A 24,365-nucleotide genomic window follows, 5' to 3' on the forward strand; every position below is an offset into this window, starting at 1 on the left:
TGTGATGTCTCAGGACATCGGCAAGGCCCGAACCCACGGATGTGGGTTCGGGCCTTTTGTCATGCCTGGGGCTGGTAGTCGCGGGTGGGGTCGATGGTGAGTTCGCGCAGCAGCTCGCCGGTGGTGGCGTTGACCACACGTACCTGAAGGTCCTGGATGAGCAGGATGACGTGGGTTCCGGCGTGGGTTCGGCCGATGCCGATGTGGCGCAGGGCTCCGGCCACGCGCAGGGTGACGGTGCCGCTGCTGGCCACCCGGTCGTGGCGGACACGGTCGTGGGTGTCGGGATCGCGGCTGGGCCCGGGCAGGGCTTTGGGCATCGCGTCGTAGACCGTGGCCGGGGTCGCCCGGTGGGGCAGGGAGCGGTGCGGCCGGTGCTGGTTGTACTCGGTGCGGAACCGGTTCAGGAGGCCCTGCAAGTCGAGCAGGGTCTCGGGCTGGTCGGGTTGGCCGCGCAGCCAGTTCTTGAGGGTCTGTTGGAAGCGTTCGACCTTCCCGCAGGTGGTGGGATGGCCGGGTCGGGAGTTTTTCTGCTCCACATGCCAGTCGCGCAGCTGCTGCTCGAAGCCGTTGCGCCCGCCCCGGCGGCCGAGGCCTGCGTGGCGGACGGTGTAGACCATGCCGTTGTCGGTCAGGGTCGAGGCGGGGATGCCGTAGCGGCTGGTGGTGGCGCGGAAGGTGGTGACCACGATCGGGGTGGTGATCGCCCGGTGAGCGGAAAGGTGCAGGGCGTAGCGGGTGCAGTCGTCGAGCCAGGTGATGATCTCCACCTCCTGGCCGCCGGCCAGCCGGTAGTGGGTGAAGTCCGACTGCCAGGTCTCGTTGGGCATGGTGGCCTGGAAGCGGTGCAGGGAGGTCTTGGGTCGCTTCTTCGGTTCCGGGGTGATCAGCCCGGTCCGGGTGAGGTAGCGGCTGATCGTGGCGCGGGAGACCTGGTGGCCGTGGTGGTGGTGCAGGTGCCAGGCAATGGTGTCCGGGCCGGCGTCGTGGCCGGCGGCGGCCAGTCGGGTGCGCAGTTCGACGATGAGCTCCACCACGGCGGGGTCCACGGCATTGGGGTGAGTGTGCGGTCTTCGCGAGCGAGGCTGGAACGCGTCGGTGCCCTCGGCGCGGTAGCGGGCCATGAGGCGGCTGACCCAGGCCTCGGACAGACCGTAGCGGCGGGCGGCCTCGGCCTGGGAGAGGCCTTCGGTGGTGATGGCGGTGATGACCAGTTCTGCTCTCGACACGGGGAAGCATCCACCCCGGATGCACCCTGCCGCGGATGTGCGACCTCATGTTGCCGATGTCCCGAGACATGCCTTGCCTATGTCCTGAACCAGCACANATCCACCCCGGATGCACCCTGCCGCGGATGTGCGACCTCATGTTGCCGATGTCCCGAGACATGCCTTGCCTATGTCCTGAACCAGCACACTGTCATCCCGACCACCAGCGAAAGGCCCCGGACCAGTCGGTCCGGGGCCTTTTGCATATCCTGCTCCGCACACCGCGCTGGGCAGGCTGTCCCCGCAAGAAGCGACGCCATCCGCCGATGCATTTGCAAATTCATCGAATAGGCTCGGCACTGTCAGGGCGTGCCCGCCCCGGCGGCCCGGGGACCGGCTGATCCTCCGCTTCCCCGCCGCCGGTGTCGCACCCTGTCGTCGCGGGCGTCATGGGGGCGCCCGGAACGTTCGTCTGCTCCGGGGGGAGTTCTCACCATGAATCTCGACATCGATCGTGTCCTCGACGACGCCGGCACCGGCGTGCTGGGCGCCGTCCTGCAGCTGTTCACCGACTGGTCCCTGTGGCTGGGCATCGGACTGATCATCACCGCGGTCATCAGCTCTGCCATGACCAAGAAGGTGCCGTGGACCCGCGAAGCCTCCGTGTGGCTGTACTCGATGGCCGCCACGGCGTGCTTCGCCGTGCACTGGGCGGCCGTGCCCGCCTGAGTCACATTGACGCACCCGGCCCTCGTCAAGGGCCGGGTGCGTCGTCGTGTGCTGTGGCAACGCGGACCGCGCCGTCCCGCCGGATGACTGCGCTCCGGACGGCGCGAACCTACTTCTGGGCCGAGGAGAAGACCAGCTTCTCGTCCCCGCCCTCGAGATCCCGCTCGGCCAGAGCCCACTGATCCTGCATGAGCTGCTCGAGCAGGTCGTCGGTCAGCTGCTGCTGGTCGCCGCCTTGCCCACGCAGCTCCTTCTCGAGTGCCTGCCGCAGGAGGTCCTCGGAGAACGCTCCGTCCTGCCCGGTCAGCTCCGGCGCGGCGAGGTCAGCCAGCATGCACAGCCCCTCGCAGGTGACCACGAGCTTGAGACCGGCCTCGATCGTCGTCGACGTGGTCGTCGTGGTGCTGGTCGACCTCCGCTCCGTCGCCTGGACCGGCATGCCACCACCCACCGGCCCCGCCACAGCGGCAGGTGCCTGTCCGAGGGCGAATGAGGACCCGGCAACGGGCGTCTGCCCGGTGATGCTCGTGCCTGCCGTGCCGCCGACCGGGGCGGCCGCCTGGGCCGTCCCTGCGGCAGGGGCGGCAGGGTCTGCAGGTGCCTCTGCCGTCGGGGCGGGAGAGGACTTGGGCGCCGCCGGGGACGTCGGCTGTGGCGCCGGGCTGGTGGTCGGCGTCGCGGTGCTGAGCGGCGGCAGGGGTTCGTAGGTGTGCGCGCCCTTCGCCTCGGCCGCGGCACCGCCGCAGCCGGTGAGGGCGGCGAGCGCGAGGGACGCGACGACGACGGTGCGAGTGGTGCGGCTCATCGAGATCTCCCGGAGAACTGGGACGGAGGTGAACATCAGGCGGACCGATCCGAGGTGGTCGCCGGGTGTCGGCGCAGCAGCCAGGCGCCGAGGCCGGCGCCGACGGCGACCACGACGAGGATCACCGAGGTCATCGCGCTGCGCTCACCGGCCGCAGGGGCTGCGCCCATGCCGGTGTTGGCCATGGCCGACTCCGCGTACGCCGCTCCCCCGGCCGTCATGGTGGTCTCCGTGACGACCTCCGTGGAGGTGGTGGTCTGCTCGTCGAACAGGACGAAGGCCTCGAGGGTCGCCGTGAGTCGCTGTTCGGCGTCGGCGTCCGTCACGACCTCGAGGACAGGGGCACCGCCATCCCGGACCGCCGGCTCGGCGTCCGGTCCGGCCGAGCCGTCACCGGAGTCCGTGTCGCTGCCGGGGCCGCCGACGCTGTCGACGTCTTTATCGTCGTCAGTGTCGTTGCCGGTGGGCGTGTCCTGATCGACCGGCGCGTCGCCGGTTCCGTCGCCATCCGGGGGCGTGGTCTCCTCGTCGGAGACCTCGTCCTCCGGCGCGGTCGGTGCGTCGATCTTGAACCCGGCGCTCGCGGTCCAGTCCACCGTGCGCTCCTGACCCGCGATGAGCAGGTCGCGGTACTGGTCGTCGGCCAGGACGGTGATCTCGGTCGAGGGCATGGTCGCCGTCAGGTCGGCAGTGAGCTCGCCCTCGGTGACCCCGGCGGGCACGGCCAGTTCGAGGTACTTGTCCCGGTCCCCGCCGGTGAAGCTCTGCGTCCTCGTCCCGTCGGTGAAGGTGACGGGCCCGGACAGGGTGACGGTCGTGGTGTAGTAGGCCTCCGGCATGGTGACGAGCAGCGTGTCGGGCCGACCGTCCGGCGCGAAGGACACGGAGGCCCGGTAGCCGTCCTGCGGGGCGAGCGCCGGGACGTTGTTGCGCGCGTCCTGGATGAGGAACTCGGCCCGGTCCAGGTGCGACTGCTCGATGCCGGCCGGCTGCGGCAACTCCGCGGTCGACAGGGAGCGCACGGCCCACTGCACCGCCAGCGCCTCGTCAGGATCCGCGGTGGGACCGAAGACCGAGAGGATGTATCCGGCGAGGGCGGCGTTCCCCGGCTCCCAGTAGACCGGGGTCTCGCCGACCTTCTCGCCCACCACGTCCTCCCACCCGGCGGCCGGGTCGTCGAAGGGCTCGGCCACGCCGTAGCCCTCGTCGTCCAGCACGAGCTCTCCGACGGGGGCCAGGGGCTGGTCCTCGTCGATGCCGTAGGCGGTGTCGGTGTTGGTCAGCGTCACCGGGGTGTAGAACGACTCCGCGCCGGTGCTCGGGCTCTCCTCAGGGACCTCGACGAGGTACTCCGCGATCGCCACGGGCACGGCGACGGCCGGCGCCGCAGCGACCAGCGTCCCGGTCACCGCGGTGGTGCCGGCAAGAGCCGCCACCGCGAGGAGCTGCGCGCGGCGGGCGGGGAGGGGGGAGGGCATGGGAACTCCTGGGGATCGTGTGGGGATCGGCAGGCCGGTGGGCGGCCGACCGATCTTTACTAATGTAATTGCATGGAGGAGGTGCTGTCCGGGGAAGTCACTGTGCGACGCCGGGTGTGCGCACAAGAGGGGACGGGCGGCCCGACTGCGTCACGGGACGGGGGCCGTCTCGGGATCAAGGGCCAGGTCGACGATGAGGTTGTTCGTGTACGACCAGGACGGCGCTCCGTCCGGCTGGACGTAGTCGCCTGAGCAGGTGACCAGGGACAGTCCTGGATCTCCGGTCAACTCGAAGATGTCCCGCGGCGGCGCGTCCCGCGGGGTCGGCTCCCGCACCGTGGTCACGGTGTAGGAGAACACTCCCCCAGTCCCGTCGGAGACCCACAGCTTCTGCCCGGGCTGCGCCGTGTAGAGGGTGGCCAGTGCAGGAGCGTCGTAGGGATAGTCCACGTGGCCGGCCAGCACCGCATTGCCCTGCTCGCCGCCGATCGGAGCGGAGGCCGAGTACCAGCCGATTGCCGCACGGTCCGCATGGGTGGGAACCGCCATGTTCCCGGCCGCGTCTGTCCCCATGGATTCGAGCGCCGCGTCGATTCCGATGGACGGGGAGCAGATCCGGGCGCGGACGGACAGGTCACCGCAGGTCTCCGGGCCCGGCACTGCGGAGTGGGACCCCGGGTCACCGACGGCCCGGGCGTCGTCCGCCGCGAGCGACGAGGCGTACACCGGTTCGGGAGCGCTCACCGCGGCAGGGTCGCTGTGCTGGACGTCCCCGCCGAAACCGGCGGCCGGGGTGCCGGCCAGCCAGGGCAGGACCAGGAGGCCAACGGCGGACAGCGACACCACGGCAAGAGCTGCTGCCAGCGCGGTGCGGCCCGTGCCAGTCGTCGTGGAGCGTGATGAGGATCTGACGGACGGCATCGGGCTACATCTTCAGGAAGTTGAGGACCGTGGGTCCGAGCACGGTGAGGAACAGCACCGGGAGGATGAACAGCATCAGCGGGATGAGAATTTTCGTAGGAATCTTCTGCGCCGCTTCCTCGGCCCGCTGCCGCCGCTTGACGCGCATCTCGTTGGCCTGGGTGCGCAGCACCGTGGAGATGGAGATCCCGTACGCGTCCGCCTGGATCACCGCGCGGGTGAATGCGCGCAGATCGGGGACGTCGGTGCGCTGCTCCAGCGCCAGATAGGCGTCACGGCGTGGAATGCCCACGCGCATCTCCTGCAATGTGCGCATCAACTCCTCAGCGAGCGGGCCCTTGCCGTTCTGGCCGGCGCGTGCCATGGCCGACTCGAAGCCCAGACCGGCCTCCACCGCGATCATCATCTGGTCCAGGGTGTCGGCGAGCTCCAAACCGATCGCTTTCTGCCGCTCGGTGCCGCGAGAGTACAGCAGCAGCTCCGGCACGAAGTAAGCCACCGGCACGATGACCGCGACCATCAGCACGATCATGCCGTTGTCCCCTGCCAGCAGGAGGAGAAGCAGATCGAGAAGAACCGCGCTGGCCACGGCGTAGACCTTGTAGGCCATCAGCCGGGCCACCGGCCAGTCCGCGGGGCGTCCTGCTTTGGCGTGCAAGCGCTCGAGCCGGTCCCGCCCATTCTCCGTGGTGAATCGGCGGGCCCAGCCGAAGTCCGGGGCGTTGCGGATCGTCTCGGTCTCGATCGCGCCGAAACCGATGCCGAGGTTCTGGCGCACCAGCCGGTCGCCGCCCCAGCGCACGCCGACGGCGAGCCAGATGGCCGTCGCGGCCGCACCGGCGAGGAGGAGGAGACCGAGGAACAGCGGTGTCATGAGAGGTCCTTCGAGGAACGGGGTGGAGGAGCTCAAAACTGGATCTTGACGATCCTGGACATCCAGAACCCGCCGATGGCGAACATCAGCAGCGCGACGACGATCATCGCGTAGCCGAGGATCCCGCTCGTGAGGAACTGGGCGATGTACTCGGTGGAGATCACTGCGAGGACGGCGGCGATCAGCACCGGCAGGGCCATGAGGATGTAGGCGGACATCTTCCCCTCGGCCGAGAGTGTCTTGACCTGGCGCCGGATCTGGTTGCGCTCCCGGATGGTCCCGGCGACGCGATCGAGCACCTCGGCGAGGTCGCCGCCGACCTCACGGTGGATGCCGATGGCCTGGGCCACCCACGAGAAGTCCTCGGACTCCATCCGCTGGGCGGTCAGGTCGAGCGACGTGTCGAGGCCCATGCCGAGCCGTGTCTCGTTGACCACGCGGGTGAGCTCTTCGGAGGTCGGGGACTGGGACTCCCGGGCCACCGCGTCCACGGCCCGCAACAGGGAGTGACCCGCACGCAGCGAGCCGGCGAAGAGCTGCAGGGTGTCGTCGAGCTGGTCGGCGAAGGCCCGTTTGCGGCGAGCGGTGAGGAAGCCGACCGCCACCTTCGCCATCACCGGAGCCGCCAGCAGGAAGAGGACCCCCAGCAGGAAGCCCCCGGCGATCGTGCCGACCGCCATGGCGGCTGCCGTTCCGGCCGCCACCAGCACGAGGAAGTCAGCGGGTGAGGCCTTGATCCCGGCGTTCTCGAGGGCTGCGGCGATGCGCCGCGTCCACCCGCGCTCCTCCAAGAACTCGCTGACGGCCTCCGTGGTGACTCCTGTGAGGCGGGTCAGTTGCGACGGGGTCTGCTCCCGGGCCGTCCGCAGCGGGCGGCGCCGGTCCATGGGCAGACGGGGCGTCCGGGAACGGAAGACGACGAAGAGCCCCAGCGCGCCCGCGAGCGTCAGGAAGCCGAAACCGATCAGGAGCGGGAGCATCACTTCCTCCCGGGGTCGAAGACGGAGGGGTGCAGCTTGATGCCGTAGTCCTCGAACTTGTCCACGAACCGCGGGCGCACCCCGGTGGAGCGGGTCGTGCCCCGGAAACGACCGGTGCGAGGGTCCACGCCGGCGTCCCAGTCGAAGAGGAAGGCGTCCTGCAGGGTGACGGTCTCACCCTCCATGCCCTGGATCTCGGTGATGTGGGTGACGCGGCGGGTGCCGTCGCGCAGGCGCGAGAGCTGGACGACCACGTGGATGGCCGAGGCGATCTGCTCCCGGATCGCCCGCTGCGGCAGGTCCATGCCGGCCATCATGACCAGGGTCTCGAGACGGGAGATGGTGTCGCGCGGGGAGTTGGCGTGGATGGTCGAGAGCGAGCCGTCGTGACCAGTGTTCATGGCCTGGAGCATGTCCAGGGCCTCGCCGCCACGGCACTCCCCCACCACGATCCGGTCGGGGCGCATGCGCAGGGAGTTCTTGAGCAGATCCCGGATGGAGATCTCTCCCTTGCCTTCGATGTTCGCCGGACGGGACTCGAGCTGGACCACGTGCTCCTGCTGCAGCTGCAGCTCCACGGCATCCTCGATCGTCACGATGCGCTCGCCGTGCGGGATGAAGGAGGAGACCACGTTGAGCATCGTGGTCTTGCCCGTGCCAGTACCACCGGCCACCAGGATGTTGAGGTGTGCCTCCACACAGGCCCGCAGCAGATCGGCCATCTGCGGGGACACCGATCCGAAGCGGATGAGGTCCTCAATAGTCAGTGGGTCCTTGGCGAATTTTCGGATGGTCAAGGAGGACCCCTTCACCGCGAGCGGAGGAATCACCGCGTTGACGCGTGAGCCGTCGGGCAGGCGCGCGTCCACCAGGGGGGAGGACTCGTCGATGCGCCGGCCCACCTGGGTGACGATCTTTTCGATCACGTGCCGCAGGTCCTGTTCGGAGGCGAAAGTTGCCTCCGAGAGACTGACCTTGCCCTTCTGCTCGACGAACACCTGGTTCGGTCCGTTGACCATGATCTCGGTGACCGAGTCGTCGTCGAGCAGCTCCTGGAGCGGCCCGTAGCCGAGAACGTCGTCGCTGACGGAGCGGATCAGCCGGGACCGCTCCTCCGAGGACATCGGCACCTGTTCCGCCGCGACGATGCGGGTTAGCTCCCGGGTGGCGAAGTCCTTGAGGTCGCCGTCGCTGAGGCTCGTGTCGGACTGGCGGGAGCCGATGCGGTCCAGCAGCTCCTGCTTCACCCGCTGCTTGAGCCCGGCCAGCGCGTCGAACCGGCCGACCTGGGTCCGCGGGGTCAGCTCGGCCGCTGTCGCGGCAGCCGGTTCGGAGAAGGACATGGAGCCCCCCGGCTCGTTCCAGCCGGGCTCCGCGGCGCCTTCCGACGACCGAGGATCGGACGTTTCGGCCGGTGACTCTGCGGTCAGCACGGTAGGGTCGCCGGAATCTTGCTCCGGAGTGCGCGCATCGGTGTCGGCGTGCAGCGGGGGGACGCTCTCGCCGCGGGCGGCGGCGAGGCGATCTGCGAGCTTCATGGTCAGACCATGGCCTTCCGGTGGAGGCCTCGCTTCGAGGCAGGACGGGCGGGGGTGAAGGAGTCCACGAGCGCCTGCAATTGCCGGGCGGCCTTGTCCTTCGGCGCGTGCAGGATTAGCGGCTCGCCGCGGTTGGTGGCGTACACGGCCATCCGGGAGCGAGGGACCACATGGTCGACGGGCGTCCGGATGGTGGCCTCGATGTCCTGCACCGAGAGCCCGGTGTTGCGGTCGGCGGCGTTGAGCACGACCGAAGCACTCTCGGGCAGCAGTGAGAGCTCGCCCAGCAGGTCCATCTGTTTGCGCAGGCCGCGAACCCCGGGAACGTCCATGCCGGTGACGAACACGACGTCGGTGGCGGCCTCAAGGGCGGCCAGCGCATGCTCCCCCAGACCGGGAGCGGTGTCGACGACGACGTACCGGAACTGACCCGCCAGCTGGTCGAGCAGATGGGTAATCTGCGCCGCGCCCACCAACTCGCCCTCGGCCGGATTGGCCGGGGTACACAGAGCGTAGACGGACGCAGGGTGGACGGTGAGGAAGGTCTTGAGCACCAGGGAGTCGTCGACGGAGGGGCCGGTGACGGCATCGGTCAGCGAGTGCTCGGGAGCCAGGCGCAAGGCGGCGGCGACGTCCCCGAACTGGACGTCCAGGTCCACGATCACCGTGTTCATCGGCGCAGTCCGGCCGAGGCCCACGGCCAGATTGGCCGCGACGGTGGTCTTGCCGACCCCGCCCTTGGGCGACGTGACGACGATGACGCGGGTGTCGTCGTGAGCGAGAGCGGCACCGGATTCACCGGCGGACCAACCCTGGAGCGAGACCCGTCGGCGCGACTCCGCTGCGTCCAGGACCCTCGACATCGTGCTGAGAATGCCGTCGGCATCGGCGTCCACGTCGAGCACGTCGCGGAAGCCGGCCCGCATGGCTGCCATGGCCAGGGACATGTCGGCGGGAGCCACGAGCACCAGGGAGACCTCGGGTCGCTGGATGTCGAACAGTCCGCCGAGCCGCAGCGCGTCGTGGAAGTCCAGCCCGGGTCCCAGGACCACGACCGTGGGGAGTTCGCCGATCGAGCGGCCCAGCAGCTCGTCCGGCGTGGCCGGCAGTGCTGCGCTGAAGACGGTCTGCATCTCGCCGGGCAGACGCCCGTCGATGCCCTTGCGGAACTGGACGTCGTAGGACGGGTCCTTGGTGACCAGCAGGATGCGGCTCACTCGAAATCACTCCTCGTGGCGCCGTTGGCGTTCTGCTCGGCGTCCTCGGGCTCCAGGGACAGCCAGATCCGGCCGAACTCGGAGGCGTAGACGATCTTCTCGGCCGTGTCGGCGTTGACCGCGAAGGTGACGAGCAGGGAGCTCTCAGGAACGGCCGGGGCCCCTGCCTCGGGTGCCGCCTCGCCCTCGGCGGGTTCGGTCGTACTGGGTGCCCCCTGCACGGAGGTGACGAGGATCTTGTCCAGGTCCTTGGCCGTCTTGGACTCCCGGCCCTCCTCGCCCTCGAAGGAGACGAAGACGCCCACCGTGTCCCCCGCCGTGAGCTGACCGCCGAGCACGCGAGGCGCCTCGAGCTGGATCGTGACTTCCTGCAGCCCCTTGGGCACCGGTACCGTCCCGGGCGCTTCGAGCGCCTGGGGGTCAACCACGCGGGAGTCGAGCAGCTGCTCCCCCGGTTGCAGGTCGACCCCGGCGACCTTTCCGCTCTGCGCGTCTAGGGAGGAGAGCGCACCGGCGGGCACGACGGCGGCGGGCACCGTGTGCAGGGTCAAGGACTCCCCGAACTCCTCCACCGGTGTGCCCTTCAGGATCGGCGCGGTGATCAAATAGACCTCCCGCGGTTCCTGCTGGTCCAGAGCGCGGGCGTCCGCGGTGCCGACATAGGTGCTGACGATGACGAGTCCGGCGATGGCGAGGACCGCCATCACGAAGCCGGCGAGAATGCGAGTTTTCACAGTCGTACTTCCATGTGCTCAGGAGGAGGGACAGTAGCGGGGTGTCGGAGCAAGACGGAGGTCACTCGCGCAGCTCCACGACCGTGGTGCCATAGGAGGTCGGAGGACCCATCACGAAGTCGGCGTCCAGGGTCACGAAGCGCACGAACTTCCCGTAGATGCCGTCGCAGTTGGTGCCACAGGCGCCGGTGACCAGTCCGGGGTTCCAGGCGACGTTGCCGGTGAAGGTATAGCCGTGGACCTCGAACGCGGCCCATGCCGCGATGCGGTACTTTCCGTTGTTGCCGGTGCCGCTCACTTGGTCGTACACGGGGAGGAGAACCGTCTTGTTCCTGAGCGCTGCCTCTGTGGCAGTGGTCGAGCAACCCGAAGGGATGCTCGCTCCGGTCGAGCTCTTGACCTGGTCACCAACGGCGACGAAAACCCCGCACGTCGTGGAGGAGTTCTCCCCGATCCAGCCGAAACCACCCGGCAGATCGTCCACATGGCCGGTGCTGCCCCCGGTCTTGGGGCACTTGGTCGGCCCCTTGCCGCCGAGGACCAGCACCTGAGGGGCACCCGTGAGGTTGAACTCGCACTTGGCGAAGGCGATCGGGAACATGGCCGGCCCCGCCTGCGGCGCTCCCCAGAACGCGGTGGCGGTCGCGCTCACCGTAGCTTTGTCGACGCCGAGCACGGGGGCGAAGGAGAGTGCCAACGAACCGGCACCGCTCTTGCCGTCCACCGTGGTGGTCTGCACCCGCACCTTCTGTACGGTCTTGTCGAGCTCGAGGACCGCGGCCTTTGATCGGGCATCACGAGCATTCGAGTCGGCCAGCTGCTGCGCCCGCGGCAGGACTGCAGCGGCGTCCACGCAGTTGGCGTTCTTCGCGCAGTCCTGGGCAACGCCCAGGACTGCGGCATCGGCGCCGTTCTGCAGCTGCGCTCGTTCCTCGTACAGCATGCCGACGTCGATCGCGAGGGCCGCGAAGCCGAGGAGCACCACCAAGCACAGGGCGGTGACGACGGCCACCGCGCCCCGTTCACCGTTATCCCGGTGCGCCGTGCGTGCGTGCATCAGGTGGTCGATCAGCCGCCGCATTGCATGGCCGCCTTTCCGGTCAAGGTCATGTCCTTGGCGATCCCGGTGACGGTCTTCAACGGGTAAGAGACGGTGACGGCGAGCGTGGTGCCGGCGGCACACTTCGCAGGGACGGCGGAGAAGGTCATCTCCGTGCCCTTTAAGGACGGAGCGGCGTTCCGGCCGGCGGACGCTGCGGCGGTCCACGTTGTGGCGGAGGCCGTCCCGTTGTCGTGGATCACCATGTGACGAGCAGTCTCCCGGGCTGCGTGCGTCAAGCTGATCTGTGCGTTGTAGGCCCTGCCAAACTCGATGATGCCCAGCAGCAGCAGGAGGAGCACCGGAACCACCAGCGCGAACTCTACGGCGGCTGCGCCGCGCTCCGAGCGCCACGGGATCATGGTCAAGCCTTTCCGCATAAGAGTAGAGACATGGAGCTAATAGGCAGCGGGTCGCCAACGCCTTTAGCCCTCACGAGAAGCGCCGCGGTGCCCCGGTGCGGGACGCCGCGGCGCTTGCAATCGCTGAGCGTTAGCGGATCAGGCGGCGCCGGCGGGAATACGGCCGGTGATGTTGTCGAAGAGCGTATCGAGCTGGCCGCCCAGGAGGGTGATGGCTGCAATAATGGCCACCGCAATGAGACCGACGATCAGGCCGTACTCGACGGCGGTCGCGCCCTTCTCGTCCTTCTTGAGGCGGTCGGTGGCGTCGAAGAACACGTTCTGGATGGTGATGAGCAGAGGCAGCATGGCAGGATCCTTTGATGAAAGGGGGGTGGTGGGAAAGGGTCGTCAGCTCTGTCGGTATATGCCTTGCGGCTTCTCCCCGTACCGGGCTACTGACCTGTAAGAAGATTAGACTTTGCTCCAGCAAATACACAAGCATTCAGGTGCATGCACTTTGGGGGACGTCAAAAACGGACGTAATGCCTAGTGGTGGAGTGTATCGATCTGCATCTACTTCAACTTCAGCGCGTTTGTCCCCCGAACGGCGTCAGTACAGACCTGGCAACAGGTACTCCCGCGCCAGCCGCTCGCCCCAGAAGACGGCCACCAGGGCGCCAGTCAGCATTGACGGACCGAACGGCACGTCGCTGCGCAGTCCACCGCGGCGGGATGCGAGGACGGTGAGCCCCACCACCATGCCGGCGACGGAGGCCAGCACGGCCCCGACGAACAGGGCGCCCCAGCCCTGGAAACCCAAGAACAGGCCCAGCACGGCGGCGAGCTTGACATCGCCCATGCCGAGCCCGGCCGGCGAAACGAGTGCCAGCACGAGGTAGAGGACGAAGAGCGCGAGGGCACCCAGCACGGCGCGCAGCAGCGAGCCCCAAGCGTTCGCCCCTGTGGCGGCGAGCGCGAGCAGCACGAACCCGATGCCCAACGCCGGCAGCACCACGGCATTGGGCAGGAGGTGGTGGCGCAGATCGATCACCGTCAGTACCACGGCGACCGCCGCGAAGAAGAGATAGGCCGGAAGTTCCCAGCTGAGCCCGAAGAACGAGGCCACCATGACGAAGAGCGCCGCCGTGGCGACAGCCAGCAGTGGACGAGAGGGCACAGAGGCGGGCTCGTCCGTGACAGGGCTGTATTGGAGAACCACTCGGGGCAGGAACCACCCCACCACAGCGCCGACGAGACCGGCGGTGAGCACCAACCAGAGCGGTGCTGTTCCGAGCATGGGCTCCACGAAGGCGCTCCTCCGGTCCGTGGGCGCTTCGGCTGACGCCCGGGTGTGCAGTTGTCCCCCAATCAGGGGTCGTGTACGGGACCGAGACTAACCGAGCAATCGATTCTCTCGGTGTTGTGGCACGTCAATCGGCCATTGCGGAATTCACGGATCTCAGTTCGAAAAGCCCCGACCGGAATTCTCGAGAAATACAGCGCCCAGGAGCACCGGTTTGTTCTCTCTCTCGTGGCGACAGGGCAAACCTCGGTCCGAGATGGCTGAGCGAATCGGCCGGTGGGCTTCTGAGATCACTTGACGAGCCAGGAAAGCACCGGCGGGACGAGGACGCACCCGAGTGCCATGAGCACGACGACCATTGCCAGCACGGCCTGTTCCCGGCGTGCCGCGGCGGCACCGGCGAGCTCCAGCGGCGGGCGGGGGCCGAACTCCCAGTCGAGGGCCTCCTGTTCCCAACGGGTGCCGGCCAGCTCGTCGGCGCCGCTCAGCAGGCGCAGACGCTCGGAGGTGTCCTCGTTGTCACCGTGATTGCGTGCGCCGAGCGGGGGCAGTGCCCAGGTGTGCCGCAGGCCCTGCACGAGCGCGAGCACCGCTTCCAGTGGCTTGCTCTCGAGGTAGCTGCGCTGCGTCCAGGCCACCTTCGCCCGCTCGAGCGGGAGGCCGAGCACCACGTCGGCCCCTTCTCTGCGGATCTCGAAGGCCACCCGGTGCACTCGTCGGCGGGGTGCCCCGGGTGGGTCCTCGGGGACAGTGATCCGCGGGACGTGCAACCAGTGGAACGCCGCGACCACAGGAGGACGCGCGCCACGGCCCAGGAACAGCACCCCGTTGCGCTCGACCACCACGGTGACGAGCCGGGGAAGGCCGGCGTGCCGGGCACCGGCGAAAAGGTCCGGGCGCAGCGTCCGCAAGGCGCGCAGGAACTGCGCGTCGCGCCGACCCTGCAGCACCGTGTACCTGCTGAGCCCCTCGGCCGCCCGGAAGAAGGCCTGCGCCCGGGAGCCGAGGAGAGCGGCCAGTGCGGCGCCGGCGATGGCCCCCATCAGGCCCGCGAGCACGATGAGCCTGCCCGAGAGCTCCAGTGCGGACGCCCGCCCCGACCACCAGAAGATGCCGAGCGCGGCAATCGCCAGCACCGGCGCCAGCTGAGCCCGGTGCTCGCGCACCCACCAGGACCAGTCCTTGCGGGACAGGTGGTGCTGCTCGGCCTCGCCGGCAGTCCGGGGCCGCCCCGGGCGCCGGGAGACGCTGAAGGACTGCCGCGCGTCGTCCTCCCGCCCGGCGGTGTCCGGGGGACGACGGCGGACGGCGTCCCCGGCCGGCCCCCACGAGGAGTACGGGGCACTCAGCTGAGGCAGAAGGTCCCGCAGCTTCGAGAGCTCAGCGAGCAGACGGTCGCCGTCGAGATCCGTGGGCGAGATCCCAAGGCCATCCAGCCGCCCGCGTGCCGCCATGGTCACCAGCTTGTCGGGATCCGGTGGGGACCGCAGGAGGTGCTTGGCGAAGGCGGCGGTCATGAAGTGGCAGGCGTCGAGGGCGTCCGCGTAGGCGTCCATGCCGGAGTAGCCCATGGACGCGGTGATGTGGGCGGACGTCTTGCTGAGCTGCACGGTCGCGAAGGACGCCGCGACGTCGAGCAGCAGGAACACGACCGCCGCCCCGTACTCGGGGAAGCCCGTCTCCGCGAGACTGTCGCGCGGAGACAGGCCCAGAGCGCCCTGGACCCCTCGCACGGAACGGTCGAACATCGTGCTTCCGTGGGCTGTCCGGATCTCCCGGAACACCAGGGTGTCCAGCAGGCGGGCCCGGATCTGCGGGACCGGTGTGCTCGGGTGGTATCGGGACGCGGGGAACGCCGCAGCGTACCGGGCGCCCAGGAAAGTCGCGAGACCCCCGCGGGCTCCCGTGTCCGGCCTGGTGATGATGCTGTCAGGGCGGGCGAGCTCCCGTTCGATCTCCCGCAGCGTCCGGAGGTCGAGCTCCCCGAGGAAGGCCAGGGCATGCTCCAGCTCCTGAGCCCCCTCCGCTCCGTCCCGCACCTGGGTGCGGGCCATGGCGCGCAGCTGCTCCACTGCTGCGGTGCGTTCCGCCCGCTCGTCGGCGTCCATGCGTGTCCTTGCCCCTCGGTGCACCGGGCTCGGTGCCGGGCAGCTGTGCATTCTCAAAAGCAAACTACACCGGGTGGGCGGCTTCCGAAGCTCAGCAGGAGGTGAGCACGGTCAGCGCGGCCTCCAATCCGCGCTCTTTCCGCACCTCGCGGCCCACCCGCTCGGCGGCGGCACGGCACCCGAGGGCGTCGCCGATCGCCGCGGTGAGCCGCTCGGCCGTCAGCTTCTTTTGCGGGATGGGCGCTGCGGCGAGGCCGATGCTGTGGAGCTGCCGGCCCCAGAACGGCTGGTCGGCCAGGAACGGGACCACCACGTGCGGAACGCCGGCGCGGGCGACGGTGTGGACGGTCCCGGCCCCGCCGTGGTGGATGGCCAGTTCCGCCCCCGGCAGCACCGCGTCGAGCGACAGGGTCGGCACAGCGAGCACGTCGTCCCGGAGGTCGTCCGGCAGCGCGAGTCCGCCCCACCCGGTGAGCAGCAGCGTCCGCAGACCGTGGGCGCGGGCGCTCTCCAGCACAGCCCTCCCCCGGCCCAGTGGATCCCCGGAGGCCATGGAGCCGAAGGTCGCCACGAGGTAGGGCCCGCCCCGGAGGAACTCGCGCACGGCGGAATCGGGCTCCGGCACCGGGGCGTCGGAGTGCCAGGACCCGGTGAGATGCACCGAGGCCGGCCAGTCGTCCGGGCGCGGCAGGAGCCGCGGGCTGATGGGCAGCAGGGTGGCCGCCGGGGCGGGAACGGCGGCCGGCCGGCCGCCGGGCAGCTGGGCGCAGGCCCGGTCGATGTCCCGGCGGAACATCCGCTCGGCACCGCGGGCCACCGCGTAGGTGGCCCGGTTGAACCGGCCGAGGTCCCGGTTCACCACGCCGGGCGCCGGGAACTGCCGGGTGGGGGTGAGCACGGGCACCGCCTCCACCACCACGTGCGGGACGCCGAGCGCCTGCGCCACTGCCGGCGCGGTGAGCACCTTGGGGTGGTGGACCACCACGTCCGGCGCGAACGCGAGCGTCTCCCGCACGGCGGCGGCCAGCATCCGGCGCATGCCGGGGCCCACCTCGGTGCGGAAGTGCCGCACGGCCGTCCACGGCGAGATCCCGTGCTCCTGGACCAGCCGGTGGAAGTCCACCTCCAGGCTGACGGTGTCCAGCCCGGACAGGTCCACGCCGGAGGAGTCGGGGAGGCCCAGGCGGACCTCGTGGCCGTGGCCGGCGGCGAAACGGGCGAGGGCGGCGAACGGCTCCACGTCGCCGCGGGTGCCCGCGGTCAGCAGCATCATCCTCATGGATCCAGTGTGCTCCTGCCGCGCCCCGACCGCAGGGGTCAGGAGCCGGCCGGGGTGCAGCTCTTCTCGGGACCCCAGTGCAGCCACTCGGGCAGATCCGCGGTGAAGGCGTCCCGGACGGCGGCGGTGTTGGTGGTCGTCCAGTCCACCGGCCCGTCGATCTCGACCTCGTGCTTGTCCCACTCGAACCAGCTGATCATCTTCAGCTGCGGGAAGTCCCGGGGAATCGACTCGTCGAAGACCTGGCCCCACCACGCCTGCTTGATCGCCAGCTCGTCGGCACCGCCCTGCGCCGGGTTGTACAGGGCGGCGGTCTCCGGGATGGCCACGGGCTTGCCGCGCCGCTGCCCGTACTCGGCGTAGAAGTCGGGGACGGCGCGGTCGTCGCCGCCGGCGCCGGAGTAGGCACCGGTGAGCTGGGCGGCGAACTTGCCGGGCTCGGGCAGCTCGTTCTCGCCCCAGGGGTGCTGGTCACCCCAGTGGTACAGGGACATGCCCACCCAGTCCACGGCGTCGTCCCCCGGGTAGTAGGGGGCGTACGGGTCGTCGGCCATGGTCAGCGCGCCGTCCCCGTCGGTGTCGAGGGCCGCGAAGTCGGCGCTGCCGGGCTCGGCCTCGTGCTGCCCGCCGGCAAAGGGGTAGCCGCCCCCGTAGTTCGGGGCCCACATCATCGCCGAGCCGGGGGCGTGCTCGTGCACCGCGTCCGCCACCCGCCGATAGGCCTCCACGTAGGCGGTCGGCTGGTGGCCCCAGGCGTACCAGGAGCCGTTCATCTCGTGGGCGAAGCGCACGACCACCGGCACCCCGGAGTCGTTGATCGCCGCGAGGTCGGCGGTCAGCTGCCGCACGGCGTCGTCGGTGACCTCGGCGAGCCCACCCTCGGGCTCGAGGGTCAGCAGCATCATCTGGCCGTCGGACCGGATCTGGTCGGCGGCCATCCGCAGGTAGTCGTGTCCGCGCTCGTCGTAGGGGAACCCCGTGAAGGACACGGACACGGCGGGCCGGTGCCCCAGCCGGTCGGCGTAGTCGGCCAGCGGCTTGTCCTCCCAGTCGAGGTTCACGCCGTAGAGGGCGCCGGTCCGGGGGACCAGCTCGGACCGGTCGAGGACGGTGCACACCGGCAGCGGCGCGGCCTGGACCTCCTCGTCGGGCTGGGAGGCGATCTGGGCGGCGAGGGTGCCGCCACCCAGGGCGAGGGCGGCGACGAACACGACGGCGACGAGCGAGGATTCCTTCACCCGGTCAGCCTAGGAAGCACTCGATAGAAAATCATGGAAATGGGCGTCCAGCGGCGCGGTTCGTGACGAACGACGACGACGCTCCACCCGCCGCGCCGGCCCGTCTGCCGGGCCGGCTCACGCCCCGGCGCCGGAGTCCGGGCGGTCGTCCGTGTCCGTGTCGGAGGCCTGCCGACGGCGGTAGGCGGTCATGTTGGTGCGGTTGGCGCACCGCTGACTGCAGAAGCGCTTGGACCGGTTGCGGGAGAGGTCCAGGAGCACCCCGTCGCAGTCCTCGGCCCCGCACTCCCGCAGCCGGTCCGTCTCGTCGGCGCGGATCACGTCCACGAGGGCGAACGCCGTCTCCAGGCGCAGCCGGGCGGCCAGGGGCGCGTCCGAGGGCGAGGCGTGCAGGTGCCAGTCCTTCCCGTCGTGCCGGGCCAGGTGCGGGGCGAGCTCGGTGGTGTCGAGCACGGCGTTGACCGCGTCCACCATGGCGTCCCGGTCCAGGGCCCAGACCCTCCGCAGCTCGCCGCGGACCTCGCGCACCTCGGCCAGCTCGTGCTCGTCACGGTCGAAGCGCCCCGACCAGCCGTGCTCCTCGAGGAGGGCCCGCAGCTGCGCGGTGGTCACCAGCTCGTCCTCCCCGGAGCGGGAGGCCCCCGGCGCGGTGTTCATCAGCGCCACGTCGGACTCGAGCACGTCTTCAGTGTCATAGGCAAAATGCACTTGACTACTTATCCCTTCCACGGCTAGCGTGAGTGTCATCAATAGTTTAGACCCTTACGCGACGATGGTCGCGAGAAGGAGCTCCTCATGGTCGGCGGACTCTACCTCCTGGCGCTGCTCTTCGTGTTCGCCACCGTGGGCCGGCAGTCCGTCCCGCGGCGCGAGCGCACGGCCCTGCGCAGCTGGACGTTGCGGGACGTCTACTACAACGTGCGGCGCGGCGTGACCGTGCTCGGCGAGCACGGGCCGTCCTACCCCGCCCTGGACGACGAGGAGCTCGCGGCGGCGCAGCGCTCGCGCTGAGCGGCACGCGGCCGGCAGGGACCACCGGTCCCGGCCGGGATGCACGACCTCGGCCGGGGCACGGGTTGTCGTCCAGGGCGCACCCGCTCCGGTCAGAGCGCGACCTTCTCGAACAGGGCCGCCGTGCCGATGCCCCCGGCCGAACTGATCATCGCCAGCAGCAGGCTCCCGGTGGGCAGGGCCCGTGACCGGGACAGCAGGCGCACCACGGACATCGCCCCGGAGGCGCCGTAGGCGTGGCCCAGGGCCAGGGCGCCGCCCTCGGCGTTGAGCACCTCCTCGTCGAGGCCGAGCAGGTCCGTGCAGGCCAGCACCTGTCCGGCGAAGGCCTCGTTGAACTCGGCCGCCGCCAGCTCCGCCACGGCCACGCCCTGCTCCGCCAGCAGCTGCCGGGCGGCCACGGCGGCGCCGATGCCCAGCCGCGCCGGGTCCACCCCGACCGTCACCGCACCGCGGAAGGCGAGCCCGTCCCGCCGGCCCAGAGCGCGTGCCGTGGCCGGGTCGGTGACGAGCACGGCGGCCGCGCCGTCGGCGTCCCCGCAGGAGTTCCCGGCCGTGACCGTCCCGCCGGCCGCGAACACGGCCGGGAAGCGTGCCAGCAGCTTGGCGTTCAGCGCCCGGCGCGGGCCGTTGTCGGACCGCACCTCACCACGGGGTCCGGTGACCGGCACCAGCTCGTCCGCGAAGGCCCCCGCCTCCGCGGCGGCCAGCGCCCGCCGGTGGCTGCGCAGGGCGTAGCCGTCCTGGCGTTCCCGGCCGATCCCGTGCTCGCGGGCGACCGTCTCGGCGGCCTCGCCCATGTCGGGATCGCCCAGGTGCTCCGGGGCGAACTGGGCGCGGCGGTAGAACTCGACCTCTCCGTCCTCGCGTCGTCGTCCGCGCAGCGGTGCGGTGCTGATGCTCTCCGCCCCGCCGGCGAGGAAGACCCGGCCGGCCCCGGCCTGGGCGAGCCGACAGGCCAGCACCACCGCGTCCAGCCCCGACCCGCACTGTCGGTCCACGGTCAGGCCCGGCACCGAGACCGGCAGCCCGGCCTCCAGGGCGGCCAGTCGAGCGAGATTGCCGCCGGCGCCCACGGCGTTGCCCACCACCACGTCCGCGACGCGGGCGGGGTCCAGGCCCGAGTCCGCCAGCAGGGAGCGGAGCACCGGGGCCAGCAGCCGGTGGACGGGCACGCCCTCGAGCAGGGTTCCGGCGCGCGTCAGGGGCGTGCGCCGGCCCAGCACCAGCACGGGGGCCTCAGCCGAGCGGTCGGACACGGGCGTCTCCTTCGCGGATCCAGTCGCGGAACACCGTGCGGCTGAGCTTGCCGTTCGCGGTCACCGGCAGCTCCCGGAGCTCCCAGTACTGTTGCGGGCGCTTGGCCGGGGCCAGCCGTTCCTCCAGTCCGGCCCGGATCCGAGCACGGTCCGGCCGGTCGGCCGTGGGCACGATCCCGGCCACGATCCGCTGGCCGCGGGCGTCGTCGGGAAGGCCGGCGACGACGACGTCGGCCACTCCGGGCGCCAGGGCCAGGGCTGCCTCGACCTCGTGCGGATAGACGTTGAGCCCGCCGGTGTTGATCATCTCGGCCGCCCGCCCCAGCACGTGCAGCTGCCCGTTGCGGAGGAAGCCCTGGTCCCGCACCGTGTGCAGGCCGCCGAGCCGGCCGAGGCCCTGGCCGTCGTCGCCCCAGAGGCAGCCGTCGCAGACCAGGTCCGAGCGCACGCAGATCGTGCCGGCCTGCCCCTCCGGCACGGAGTGACCGGACTCGTCCAGAACAGCCACGTCCACGCCGGGGAACGCCGCCCCCACCGCGGTGCCGGGGTCCTCGGCCGGCATCTCGGCGGGCTCGCCCGGGCGGTGACAGCGCGCGGCGACGAAGCCGAGCTCGGCGGCACCGTAGTACTCCCAGATCGTGGCCTGCGGGGCCCAGCGCCGGGCCGCCGCGAACGTGGTGGGGTCCAGCTTCTGCCCGGCGCACACGATCGCCGTGACACCGCTCGCGTCGGCACCGCCCGCCAGGCCGCGCTCGGCGAGGACGCGCAGCACGGTGGGCACGAGCACCAGGCGGGTGACGCCGTGCGCGGTGATCGCGGCGTGGGCGGCGGCGACGTCGAAGCCCGGCAGGGTCACGAAGCCTGCCCCGGCGTAGAGGCACTCGGAGAGGGCGTAGAGGTTCAGGCTCGCCGCCAGGGGGCCGGGTGCCAGCACGCGGTCCTCGGGGCCCAGACCGAAGTGCTCCGCGGAGGCCCCGAACGAGCGACGCCAGGAGGCGCGGCTGCGCTGGAAGCCCTTGGGCAGGGCCGTGGTGCCCGAGGTCAGGCCGATCAGGAACGCCGAGGCGGGGTCGCCGTCGCGCAGTGCCGCCGGGGCGGGATCGGCGGGGAGGCGCGCGGCGCAGCGCTCCCGCACCTGCGCGGTCATGTCCTCCGGCCAGGACGGGTCCAGGACGGCGCACACGCGTTCCTCGGCCACTCCGGCGGCCCACCGGACGGCGAAGTCCGTGCCGTTGGCCTGCCGCAGGATCCCCGTGCGCTCGCCCGAGGCGGCCAGGGCCGCGGCCCCGGCGCGCAGATCACCCCAGGTCAGCCGGTCGTTTCCGCAGGCGACGGCGAGCTCCTGGGGGCGTTCCTCGGCCCAGCGGGTCACGCGGTCCAGAAAGGGCATGTCCTCGTCCTCGGTGATGGTCTCGCGCTGCGGGTGCGGCCGTGAGTCATGGATGACGGCTGCCGGCGGGCGGTGCTCCCCGTGGTCAGCGGGCGGTGGGCGTCCCGCCCAGGAGCCGGCGGTAGCTGCGGTGGACGTTGATCGCGGCCAGGGTCGCCACGACCGCCTTGAGCAGGTCCCCGGGAACGAACACGAGCGCGCCCAGCGCGGAGGTGGACAGCGACAGCCCGGTGACCACGGCCGTCCACGGGATCCCGAAGGCGTAGATCACCGCGATGCCGCCCACGACCACGCTCAGCAGCACCGCGGCGAAGCGGGCCGCGCGCCCGGTGCGCCGGATCGCCCAGTACTGCACCAGCGCCCCGATGACCAGGGCCGCGGGGATCCACCCCACCAGGTAGCCGCCGGTCGGGCCCAGGAACACCCCGAGCCCGCCCCGGCCCCCGGCCAGCAGCGGCAGCCCGGCCAGCACCAGGGCGTGGAGGACGACGACGGAGAGCATCCCGCGCACCGGCCCGAGCAGCGCACCGGCGAGCATCACTCCGAGGGTCTGCAGCGTGATGGGCACGGGGATGATGCCGACCGTGATCGGGGGCACCAGGCCCAGGGCGGCGATGAGGGCGGCGAACACGGCCACCAGGACGGTGTTCTGGGTGGTCTGGGAACTGTCGGCGGTCCGGGAGGTCATGGTGGTCATGGGGTCCTTCGATCGGGGACGAGCGGCTGGGCTCGAGCAGGCGGGACGGAGACTACTGGAACGGTCGGGGCGGTGACGGGCGGGCTGGAACGAACGGGCTGGATCCGTCCGGGTGGGCCAGGGGTCAGTCGGCGGTGGTCCGGGGAGCGGCCCGTGGTGGGGGCGCGGAGTCGTAGCAGCGGGCGTCGAGGGCGGAGGCGATCTCCTGGGCCGACTCCAGGGTCCGCACCAGCAGGGGCACCAGCACGGCCACCGGGCTGTTGTGCAGACCGCGGGCGAACTGGGCCTCGCGGACCTCGAGGTACTGGGTGCGGATCTGCGGGATGAACCGGATCGTCATCGACAGGGCCAGGCTCATCTGGGCCGGGTTCAGCCCCAGGTGCCGGGTCGGGGCCAGCAGCCGCTCGAAGAGGGCCAGCATCTGGGCGAAGGTGGTGGACAGGCTCACCGCCCAGGCGAGCAGGCACAGGCTCAGCAGCCGCAGCGCCGCCACCGCCGCCGCCTCCCAGGTTGTGGTGAACCCCAGCGTGAGGAAGACGACGCCGACGATGAGCAGCAGCCCGGCCAACAGCTGTGCCAGGCGGGCGGCCGGAGTGCGGGTCGCCCAGGCGGCGGCCACGGCCAGGCCGAAGACCGCGAGCTGGACGCCCAGGTGCGTCACGGCGTAGATGCCGAGACTGGCGGCGAACAGGAACGCGAACTTGTGACCGGCCGGGATCCGGGCCAGCACACCGGTGGGCCCGGCACGGTGGAACCCACCGGCACCGTGGGGCCGGGCACCGTGGGGGCGAGCGGCGCTGTTGCGGGCGTCCTGCTGCCGGGCGGCGCCCATCAGTCGCTGATCCCGCAGTAGAACTCCACCGCCGGTCCGGGGGCGCCGTCGAAGGCGATCCGGCCCTCGTGCACCACCAGCACCCGGTCGTAGCCGCCGATCAGCTCCAGGTCGTGGGTCACCACGACGGCTCGCTGGTCGAGCTCGTCGATGGTGGCCTGCAGCCGGCGCCGGTTGCGCCGGTCGAGCATGGTGGTCGGCTCGTCGAAGACGATCGTGGACGGCTCCATCACCAGCACCGAGGCCAGGGCCACCAGCTGCTTCTCGCCCCCGGACAGGGCGTAGGACTCCCGCTCGGCCAGGTGCCCGATGCCCAGCCGCTCCAGGACCCCGTCCACCCGGGCCGAGAGCTCGGCCCCGCGCAGGCCCAGGTTCTTCGCCCCGAAGGCGAGGTCCTCGGCCACCAGCGGCATCACGATCTGGTTCTCCGGGTTCTGGAACACGAAGCCCACCTGGCGCCGGATGCGCTTGGCGTCGGACGCGGTGGACAGCCCACCGATCTGCACGGTGCCCCGGGTGGGCAGCAGCAGCCCGTTGAGCAGGCGCACCAGGGTGGACTTGCCCGATCCGTTGAGCCCGATCACCGCGATGCGCTGTTCGTCCAGGCACAGGTCGACGTCGCGCAGGACGTCCTGGCCCTCCCGGGTGACCGTGACCCCGGTCAGCCGGATCGCCGAGGACCGGGTCCCCGGCGGCCCCGTCGGGACGGAGGACTCCGCCCGGCGGGACCGGTCCCGCAGCGGATGCTTGATCGACACCGTGGAAGCCGTCCTCTCCTCGTCCTGGTCAGCGGCGGGCGGCCGCTGCCGCGCCCCGGTGCGTCCAGAAGGCGCTGCCGCTGCCCCGGGATGGCTGAGTCCCGGGGCGTCTCAGTCCCGGGGTGCCGGCTCGAAGTACAGATCGGCGTGCAGGGCGCAGCCCGGGTTGAACCGGGCCGCGCACCGCGGACAGCCGTCCGCGGCCAGGTACTCCCGCACGGAGAGCTCGTGGCCGCAGACCCCGCAGAGCACGGCCTCGGCGTCCTGCTCCTCGACCGGCCACTGCGCCGCCGGATGGCCGGCGGTCTCCTCATGGCACAGATGACAAGGGTAGTACGCCCGGCAGCACCAGAACTTGATCGCGATCACGTCCAGCGGCGTGCGGTAGTGCACGCACCGCGTCTGCTCGTCGACAGGACGTCCCAGAACCCGTCTCACCGCTGCCCCTCCCGTGCCGCGGCCGGTCCGGGTCCTCCCGCGGGAGGACCCGGACCGGCCGCTCGTGACTTCCGACGACGTCCACTGTACGGAGCCGCAGCTGCGCGGCGGGAGACCACCGTGCG

The 24,365-nt window shown here is 70.9% G+C and carries 25 protein-coding genes; 2 read left to right on the plus strand and 23 right to left on the minus strand.

Annotation, left to right across the window (positions count from 1 at the left end):
- Nucleotides 1–59: 59 nt before the first annotated feature.
- Nucleotides 60–1,229, minus strand: a complete 1,170-nt coding sequence (locus H488_RS23345; protein ID WP_017832535.1) for an IS481 family transposase — start codon at nucleotides 1,227–1,229, stop codon at nucleotides 60–62.
- A 474-nt stretch (nucleotides 1,230–1,703) separates the two neighbouring features.
- Between H488_RS23345 and H488_RS23350 the strand changes: the two genes are divergently transcribed.
- Nucleotides 1,704–1,937 (plus strand): hypothetical protein, encoded by a 234-nt coding sequence (locus tag H488_RS23350; RefSeq protein ID WP_017832536.1) that lies wholly within the window; start codon nucleotides 1,704–1,706, stop codon nucleotides 1,935–1,937.
- 109 nt (nucleotides 1,938–2,046) lie between these two features.
- Here H488_RS23350 and H488_RS37390 read toward each other — a convergent pair whose 3' ends face one another.
- The 16 genes from H488_RS37390 to H488_RS23430 form a co-directional block, all read right to left on the minus strand.
- Nucleotides 2,047–2,742 carry a hypothetical protein gene (locus H488_RS37390; RefSeq protein WP_190274498.1) on the minus strand — a complete coding sequence of 232 codons (696 nt, stop codon included), beginning with the start codon at nucleotides 2,740–2,742 and terminating at the stop codon, nucleotides 2,047–2,049.
- 35 nt (nucleotides 2,743–2,777) lie between these two features.
- On the minus strand, nucleotides 2,778–4,220 hold the full coding sequence (locus H488_RS23360) for a hypothetical protein (protein WP_017832537.1): 1,443 nt from the start codon (nucleotides 4,218–4,220) through the stop codon (nucleotides 2,778–2,780).
- 150 nt (nucleotides 4,221–4,370) lie between these two features.
- Nucleotides 4,371–5,066, minus strand: a complete 696-nt coding sequence (locus H488_RS23365) for a class F sortase (RefSeq protein WP_017832538.1) — start codon at nucleotides 5,064–5,066, stop codon at nucleotides 4,371–4,373.
- A 79-nt stretch (nucleotides 5,067–5,145) separates the two neighbouring features.
- The gene (locus tag H488_RS23370) at nucleotides 5,146–6,015 is read right to left on the minus strand and encodes a type II secretion system F family protein (RefSeq protein ID WP_017832539.1); all 870 of its coding nucleotides are present in this window, start codon (nucleotides 6,013–6,015) and stop codon (nucleotides 5,146–5,148) included.
- 32 nt (nucleotides 6,016–6,047) lie between these two features.
- Entirely contained in the window at nucleotides 6,048–6,995 is a 948-nt protein-coding gene (locus tag H488_RS23375; RefSeq protein WP_017832540.1) for a type II secretion system F family protein, read from the minus strand.
- Entirely contained in the window at nucleotides 6,995–8,533 is a 1,539-nt protein-coding gene (locus H488_RS23380; RefSeq protein ID WP_043738667.1) for a CpaF family protein, read from the minus strand. Before H488_RS23380 ends, H488_RS23375 begins: the two co-directional genes overlap by 1 nt.
- Before the next feature lie 2 nt (nucleotides 8,534–8,535).
- A complete protein-coding gene (locus H488_RS23385) occupies nucleotides 8,536–9,750 on the minus strand; it encodes an AAA family ATPase (protein ID WP_017832542.1) in 1,215 nt (404 codons plus the stop codon).
- Entirely contained in the window at nucleotides 9,747–10,484 is a 738-nt protein-coding gene (gene cpaB, locus H488_RS23390) for a Flp pilus assembly protein CpaB (RefSeq protein ID WP_017832543.1), read from the minus strand. The genes H488_RS23385 and cpaB overlap by 4 nt, the downstream gene beginning before the upstream one ends.
- Before the next feature lie 61 nt (nucleotides 10,485–10,545).
- Nucleotides 10,546–11,565: a TadE/TadG family type IV pilus assembly protein gene (locus H488_RS23395; protein ID WP_017832544.1), complete on the minus strand. Its 1,020-nt coding sequence runs from the start codon at nucleotides 11,563–11,565 to the stop codon at nucleotides 10,546–10,548.
- A complete protein-coding gene (locus H488_RS23400; RefSeq protein WP_017832545.1) occupies nucleotides 11,553–11,945 on the minus strand; it encodes a TadE/TadG family type IV pilus assembly protein in 393 nt (130 codons plus the stop codon). Before H488_RS23400 ends, H488_RS23395 begins: the two co-directional genes overlap by 13 nt.
- A 138-nt stretch (nucleotides 11,946–12,083) precedes the next feature.
- Entirely contained in the window at nucleotides 12,084–12,293 is a 210-nt protein-coding gene (locus H488_RS23405) for a Flp family type IVb pilin (protein ID WP_017832546.1), read from the minus strand.
- A gap of 244 nt (nucleotides 12,294–12,537) precedes the next feature.
- Nucleotides 12,538–13,224, minus strand: coding sequence for a prepilin peptidase (locus H488_RS23410; protein WP_031282535.1), 687 nt, complete (start codon nucleotides 13,222–13,224; stop codon nucleotides 12,538–12,540).
- 296 nt (nucleotides 13,225–13,520) lie between these two features.
- The gene (locus H488_RS23415) at nucleotides 13,521–15,338 is read right to left on the minus strand and encodes a hypothetical protein (protein WP_017832548.1); all 1,818 of its coding nucleotides are present in this window, start codon (nucleotides 15,336–15,338) and stop codon (nucleotides 13,521–13,523) included.
- Nucleotides 15,339–15,429: 91 nt separating this feature from the next.
- Complete coding sequence (locus tag H488_RS23420; RefSeq protein WP_043738670.1) at nucleotides 15,430–16,617, minus strand: glycosyltransferase; 1,188 nt, start codon at nucleotides 16,615–16,617, stop codon at nucleotides 15,430–15,432.
- A gap of 38 nt (nucleotides 16,618–16,655) precedes the next feature.
- Nucleotides 16,656–17,855 (minus strand): glycoside hydrolase family 26 protein, encoded by a 1,200-nt coding sequence (locus H488_RS23425; protein WP_017832550.1) that lies wholly within the window; start codon nucleotides 17,853–17,855, stop codon nucleotides 16,656–16,658.
- Between the two features lie 117 nt (nucleotides 17,856–17,972).
- Nucleotides 17,973–18,536 carry a CGNR zinc finger domain-containing protein gene (locus tag H488_RS23430; RefSeq protein ID WP_017832551.1) on the minus strand — a complete coding sequence of 188 codons (564 nt, stop codon included), beginning with the start codon at nucleotides 18,534–18,536 and terminating at the stop codon, nucleotides 17,973–17,975.
- A gap of 114 nt (nucleotides 18,537–18,650) precedes the next feature.
- Between H488_RS23430 and H488_RS23435 the strand changes: the two genes are divergently transcribed.
- Nucleotides 18,651–18,866 carry a hypothetical protein gene (locus H488_RS23435; protein WP_017832552.1) on the plus strand — a complete coding sequence of 72 codons (216 nt, stop codon included), beginning with the start codon at nucleotides 18,651–18,653 and terminating at the stop codon, nucleotides 18,864–18,866.
- 92 nt (nucleotides 18,867–18,958) lie between these two features.
- On the opposite strand, the gene H488_RS23440 is transcribed toward H488_RS23435, so the two are convergent.
- The 6 genes from H488_RS23440 to H488_RS23460 all read right to left on the minus strand — a co-directional run bounded on the left by H488_RS23440 (nucleotide 18,959) and on the right by H488_RS23460 (nucleotide 24,195).
- The gene (locus tag H488_RS23440) at nucleotides 18,959–20,125 is read right to left on the minus strand and encodes a thiolase family protein (protein WP_017832553.1); all 1,167 of its coding nucleotides are present in this window, start codon (nucleotides 20,123–20,125) and stop codon (nucleotides 18,959–18,961) included.
- Nucleotides 20,106–21,515 (minus strand): class I adenylate-forming enzyme family protein, encoded by a 1,410-nt coding sequence (locus H488_RS23445; RefSeq protein WP_017832554.1) that lies wholly within the window; start codon nucleotides 21,513–21,515, stop codon nucleotides 20,106–20,108. The genes H488_RS23440 and H488_RS23445 overlap by 20 nt, the downstream gene beginning before the upstream one ends.
- 85 nt (nucleotides 21,516–21,600) lie before the next feature.
- The gene (locus H488_RS23450; RefSeq protein WP_017832555.1) at nucleotides 21,601–22,212 is read right to left on the minus strand and encodes a biotin transporter BioY; all 612 of its coding nucleotides are present in this window, start codon (nucleotides 22,210–22,212) and stop codon (nucleotides 21,601–21,603) included.
- A gap of 124 nt (nucleotides 22,213–22,336) precedes the next feature.
- The gene (locus H488_RS0118065; protein ID WP_017832556.1) at nucleotides 22,337–23,044 is read right to left on the minus strand and encodes an energy-coupling factor transporter transmembrane component T family protein; all 708 of its coding nucleotides are present in this window, start codon (nucleotides 23,042–23,044) and stop codon (nucleotides 22,337–22,339) included.
- Nucleotides 23,044–23,802 carry an energy-coupling factor ABC transporter ATP-binding protein gene (locus H488_RS23455; protein ID WP_017832557.1) on the minus strand — a complete coding sequence of 253 codons (759 nt, stop codon included), beginning with the start codon at nucleotides 23,800–23,802 and terminating at the stop codon, nucleotides 23,044–23,046. Before H488_RS23455 ends, H488_RS0118065 begins: the two co-directional genes overlap by 1 nt.
- 111 nt (nucleotides 23,803–23,913) lie before the next feature.
- Nucleotides 23,914–24,195: a CHY zinc finger protein gene (locus H488_RS23460; RefSeq protein WP_017832558.1), complete on the minus strand. Its 282-nt coding sequence runs from the start codon at nucleotides 24,193–24,195 to the stop codon at nucleotides 23,914–23,916.
- Nucleotides 24,196–24,365: the final 170 nt, after the last annotated feature.

Source organism: Kocuria sp. UCD-OTCP (assembly GCF_000349605.1).
In the GTDB taxonomy this organism is placed as follows: domain Bacteria; phylum Actinomycetota; class Actinomycetes; order Actinomycetales; family Micrococcaceae; genus Kocuria; species Kocuria rosea.

Excerpts from the sequence above, each read along its gene's own strand:
- H488_RS23350 (WP_017832536.1), top strand. The coding sequence starts at position 1,704 with ATGAATCTCGACATCGATCGTGTCCTCGACGACGCCGGCACCGGCGTG.
- H488_RS37390 (WP_190274498.1), bottom strand. The coding sequence starts at position 2,742 with ATGAGCCGCACCACTCGCACCGTCGTCGTCGCGTCCCTCGCGCTCGCC.
- H488_RS23360 (WP_017832537.1), bottom strand. The coding sequence starts at position 4,220 with ATGCCCTCCCCCCTCCCCGCCCGCCGCGCGCAGCTCCTCGCGGTGGCG.
- H488_RS23370 (WP_017832539.1), bottom strand. The coding sequence starts at position 6,015 with ATGACACCGCTGTTCCTCGGTCTCCTCCTCCTCGCCGGTGCGGCCGCG.
- H488_RS23375 (WP_017832540.1), bottom strand. The coding sequence starts at position 6,995 with ATGCTCCCGCTCCTGATCGGTTTCGGCTTCCTGACGCTCGCGGGCGCG.
- H488_RS23380 (WP_043738667.1), bottom strand. The coding sequence starts at position 8,533 with ATGAAGCTCGCAGATCGCCTCGCCGCCGCCCGCGGCGAGAGCGTCCCC.
- H488_RS23395 (WP_017832544.1), bottom strand. The coding sequence starts at position 11,565 with ATGCGGCGGCTGATCGACCACCTGATGCACGCACGCACGGCGCACCGG.
- H488_RS23400 (WP_017832545.1), bottom strand. The coding sequence starts at position 11,945 with ATGATCCCGTGGCGCTCGGAGCGCGGCGCAGCCGCCGTAGAGTTCGCG.
- H488_RS23405 (WP_017832546.1), bottom strand. The coding sequence starts at position 12,293 with ATGCTGCCTCTGCTCATCACCATCCAGAACGTGTTCTTCGACGCCACC.
- H488_RS23410 (WP_031282535.1), bottom strand. The coding sequence starts at position 13,224 with ATGCTCGGAACAGCACCGCTCTGGTTGGTGCTCACCGCCGGTCTCGTC.
- H488_RS23415 (WP_017832548.1), bottom strand. The coding sequence starts at position 15,338 with ATGGACGCCGACGAGCGGGCGGAACGCACCGCAGCAGTGGAGCAGCTG.
- H488_RS23420 (WP_043738670.1), bottom strand. The coding sequence starts at position 16,617 with ATGAGGATGATGCTGCTGACCGCGGGCACCCGCGGCGACGTGGAGCCG.
- H488_RS23435 (WP_017832552.1), top strand. The coding sequence starts at position 18,651 with ATGGTCGGCGGACTCTACCTCCTGGCGCTGCTCTTCGTGTTCGCCACC.
- H488_RS23445 (WP_017832554.1), bottom strand. The coding sequence starts at position 21,515 with ATGCCCTTTCTGGACCGCGTGACCCGCTGGGCCGAGGAACGCCCCCAG.
- H488_RS23450 (WP_017832555.1), bottom strand. The coding sequence starts at position 22,212 with ATGACCACCATGACCTCCCGGACCGCCGACAGTTCCCAGACCACCCAG.
- H488_RS0118065 (WP_017832556.1), bottom strand. The coding sequence starts at position 23,044 with ATGGGCGCCGCCCGGCAGCAGGACGCCCGCAACAGCGCCGCTCGCCCC.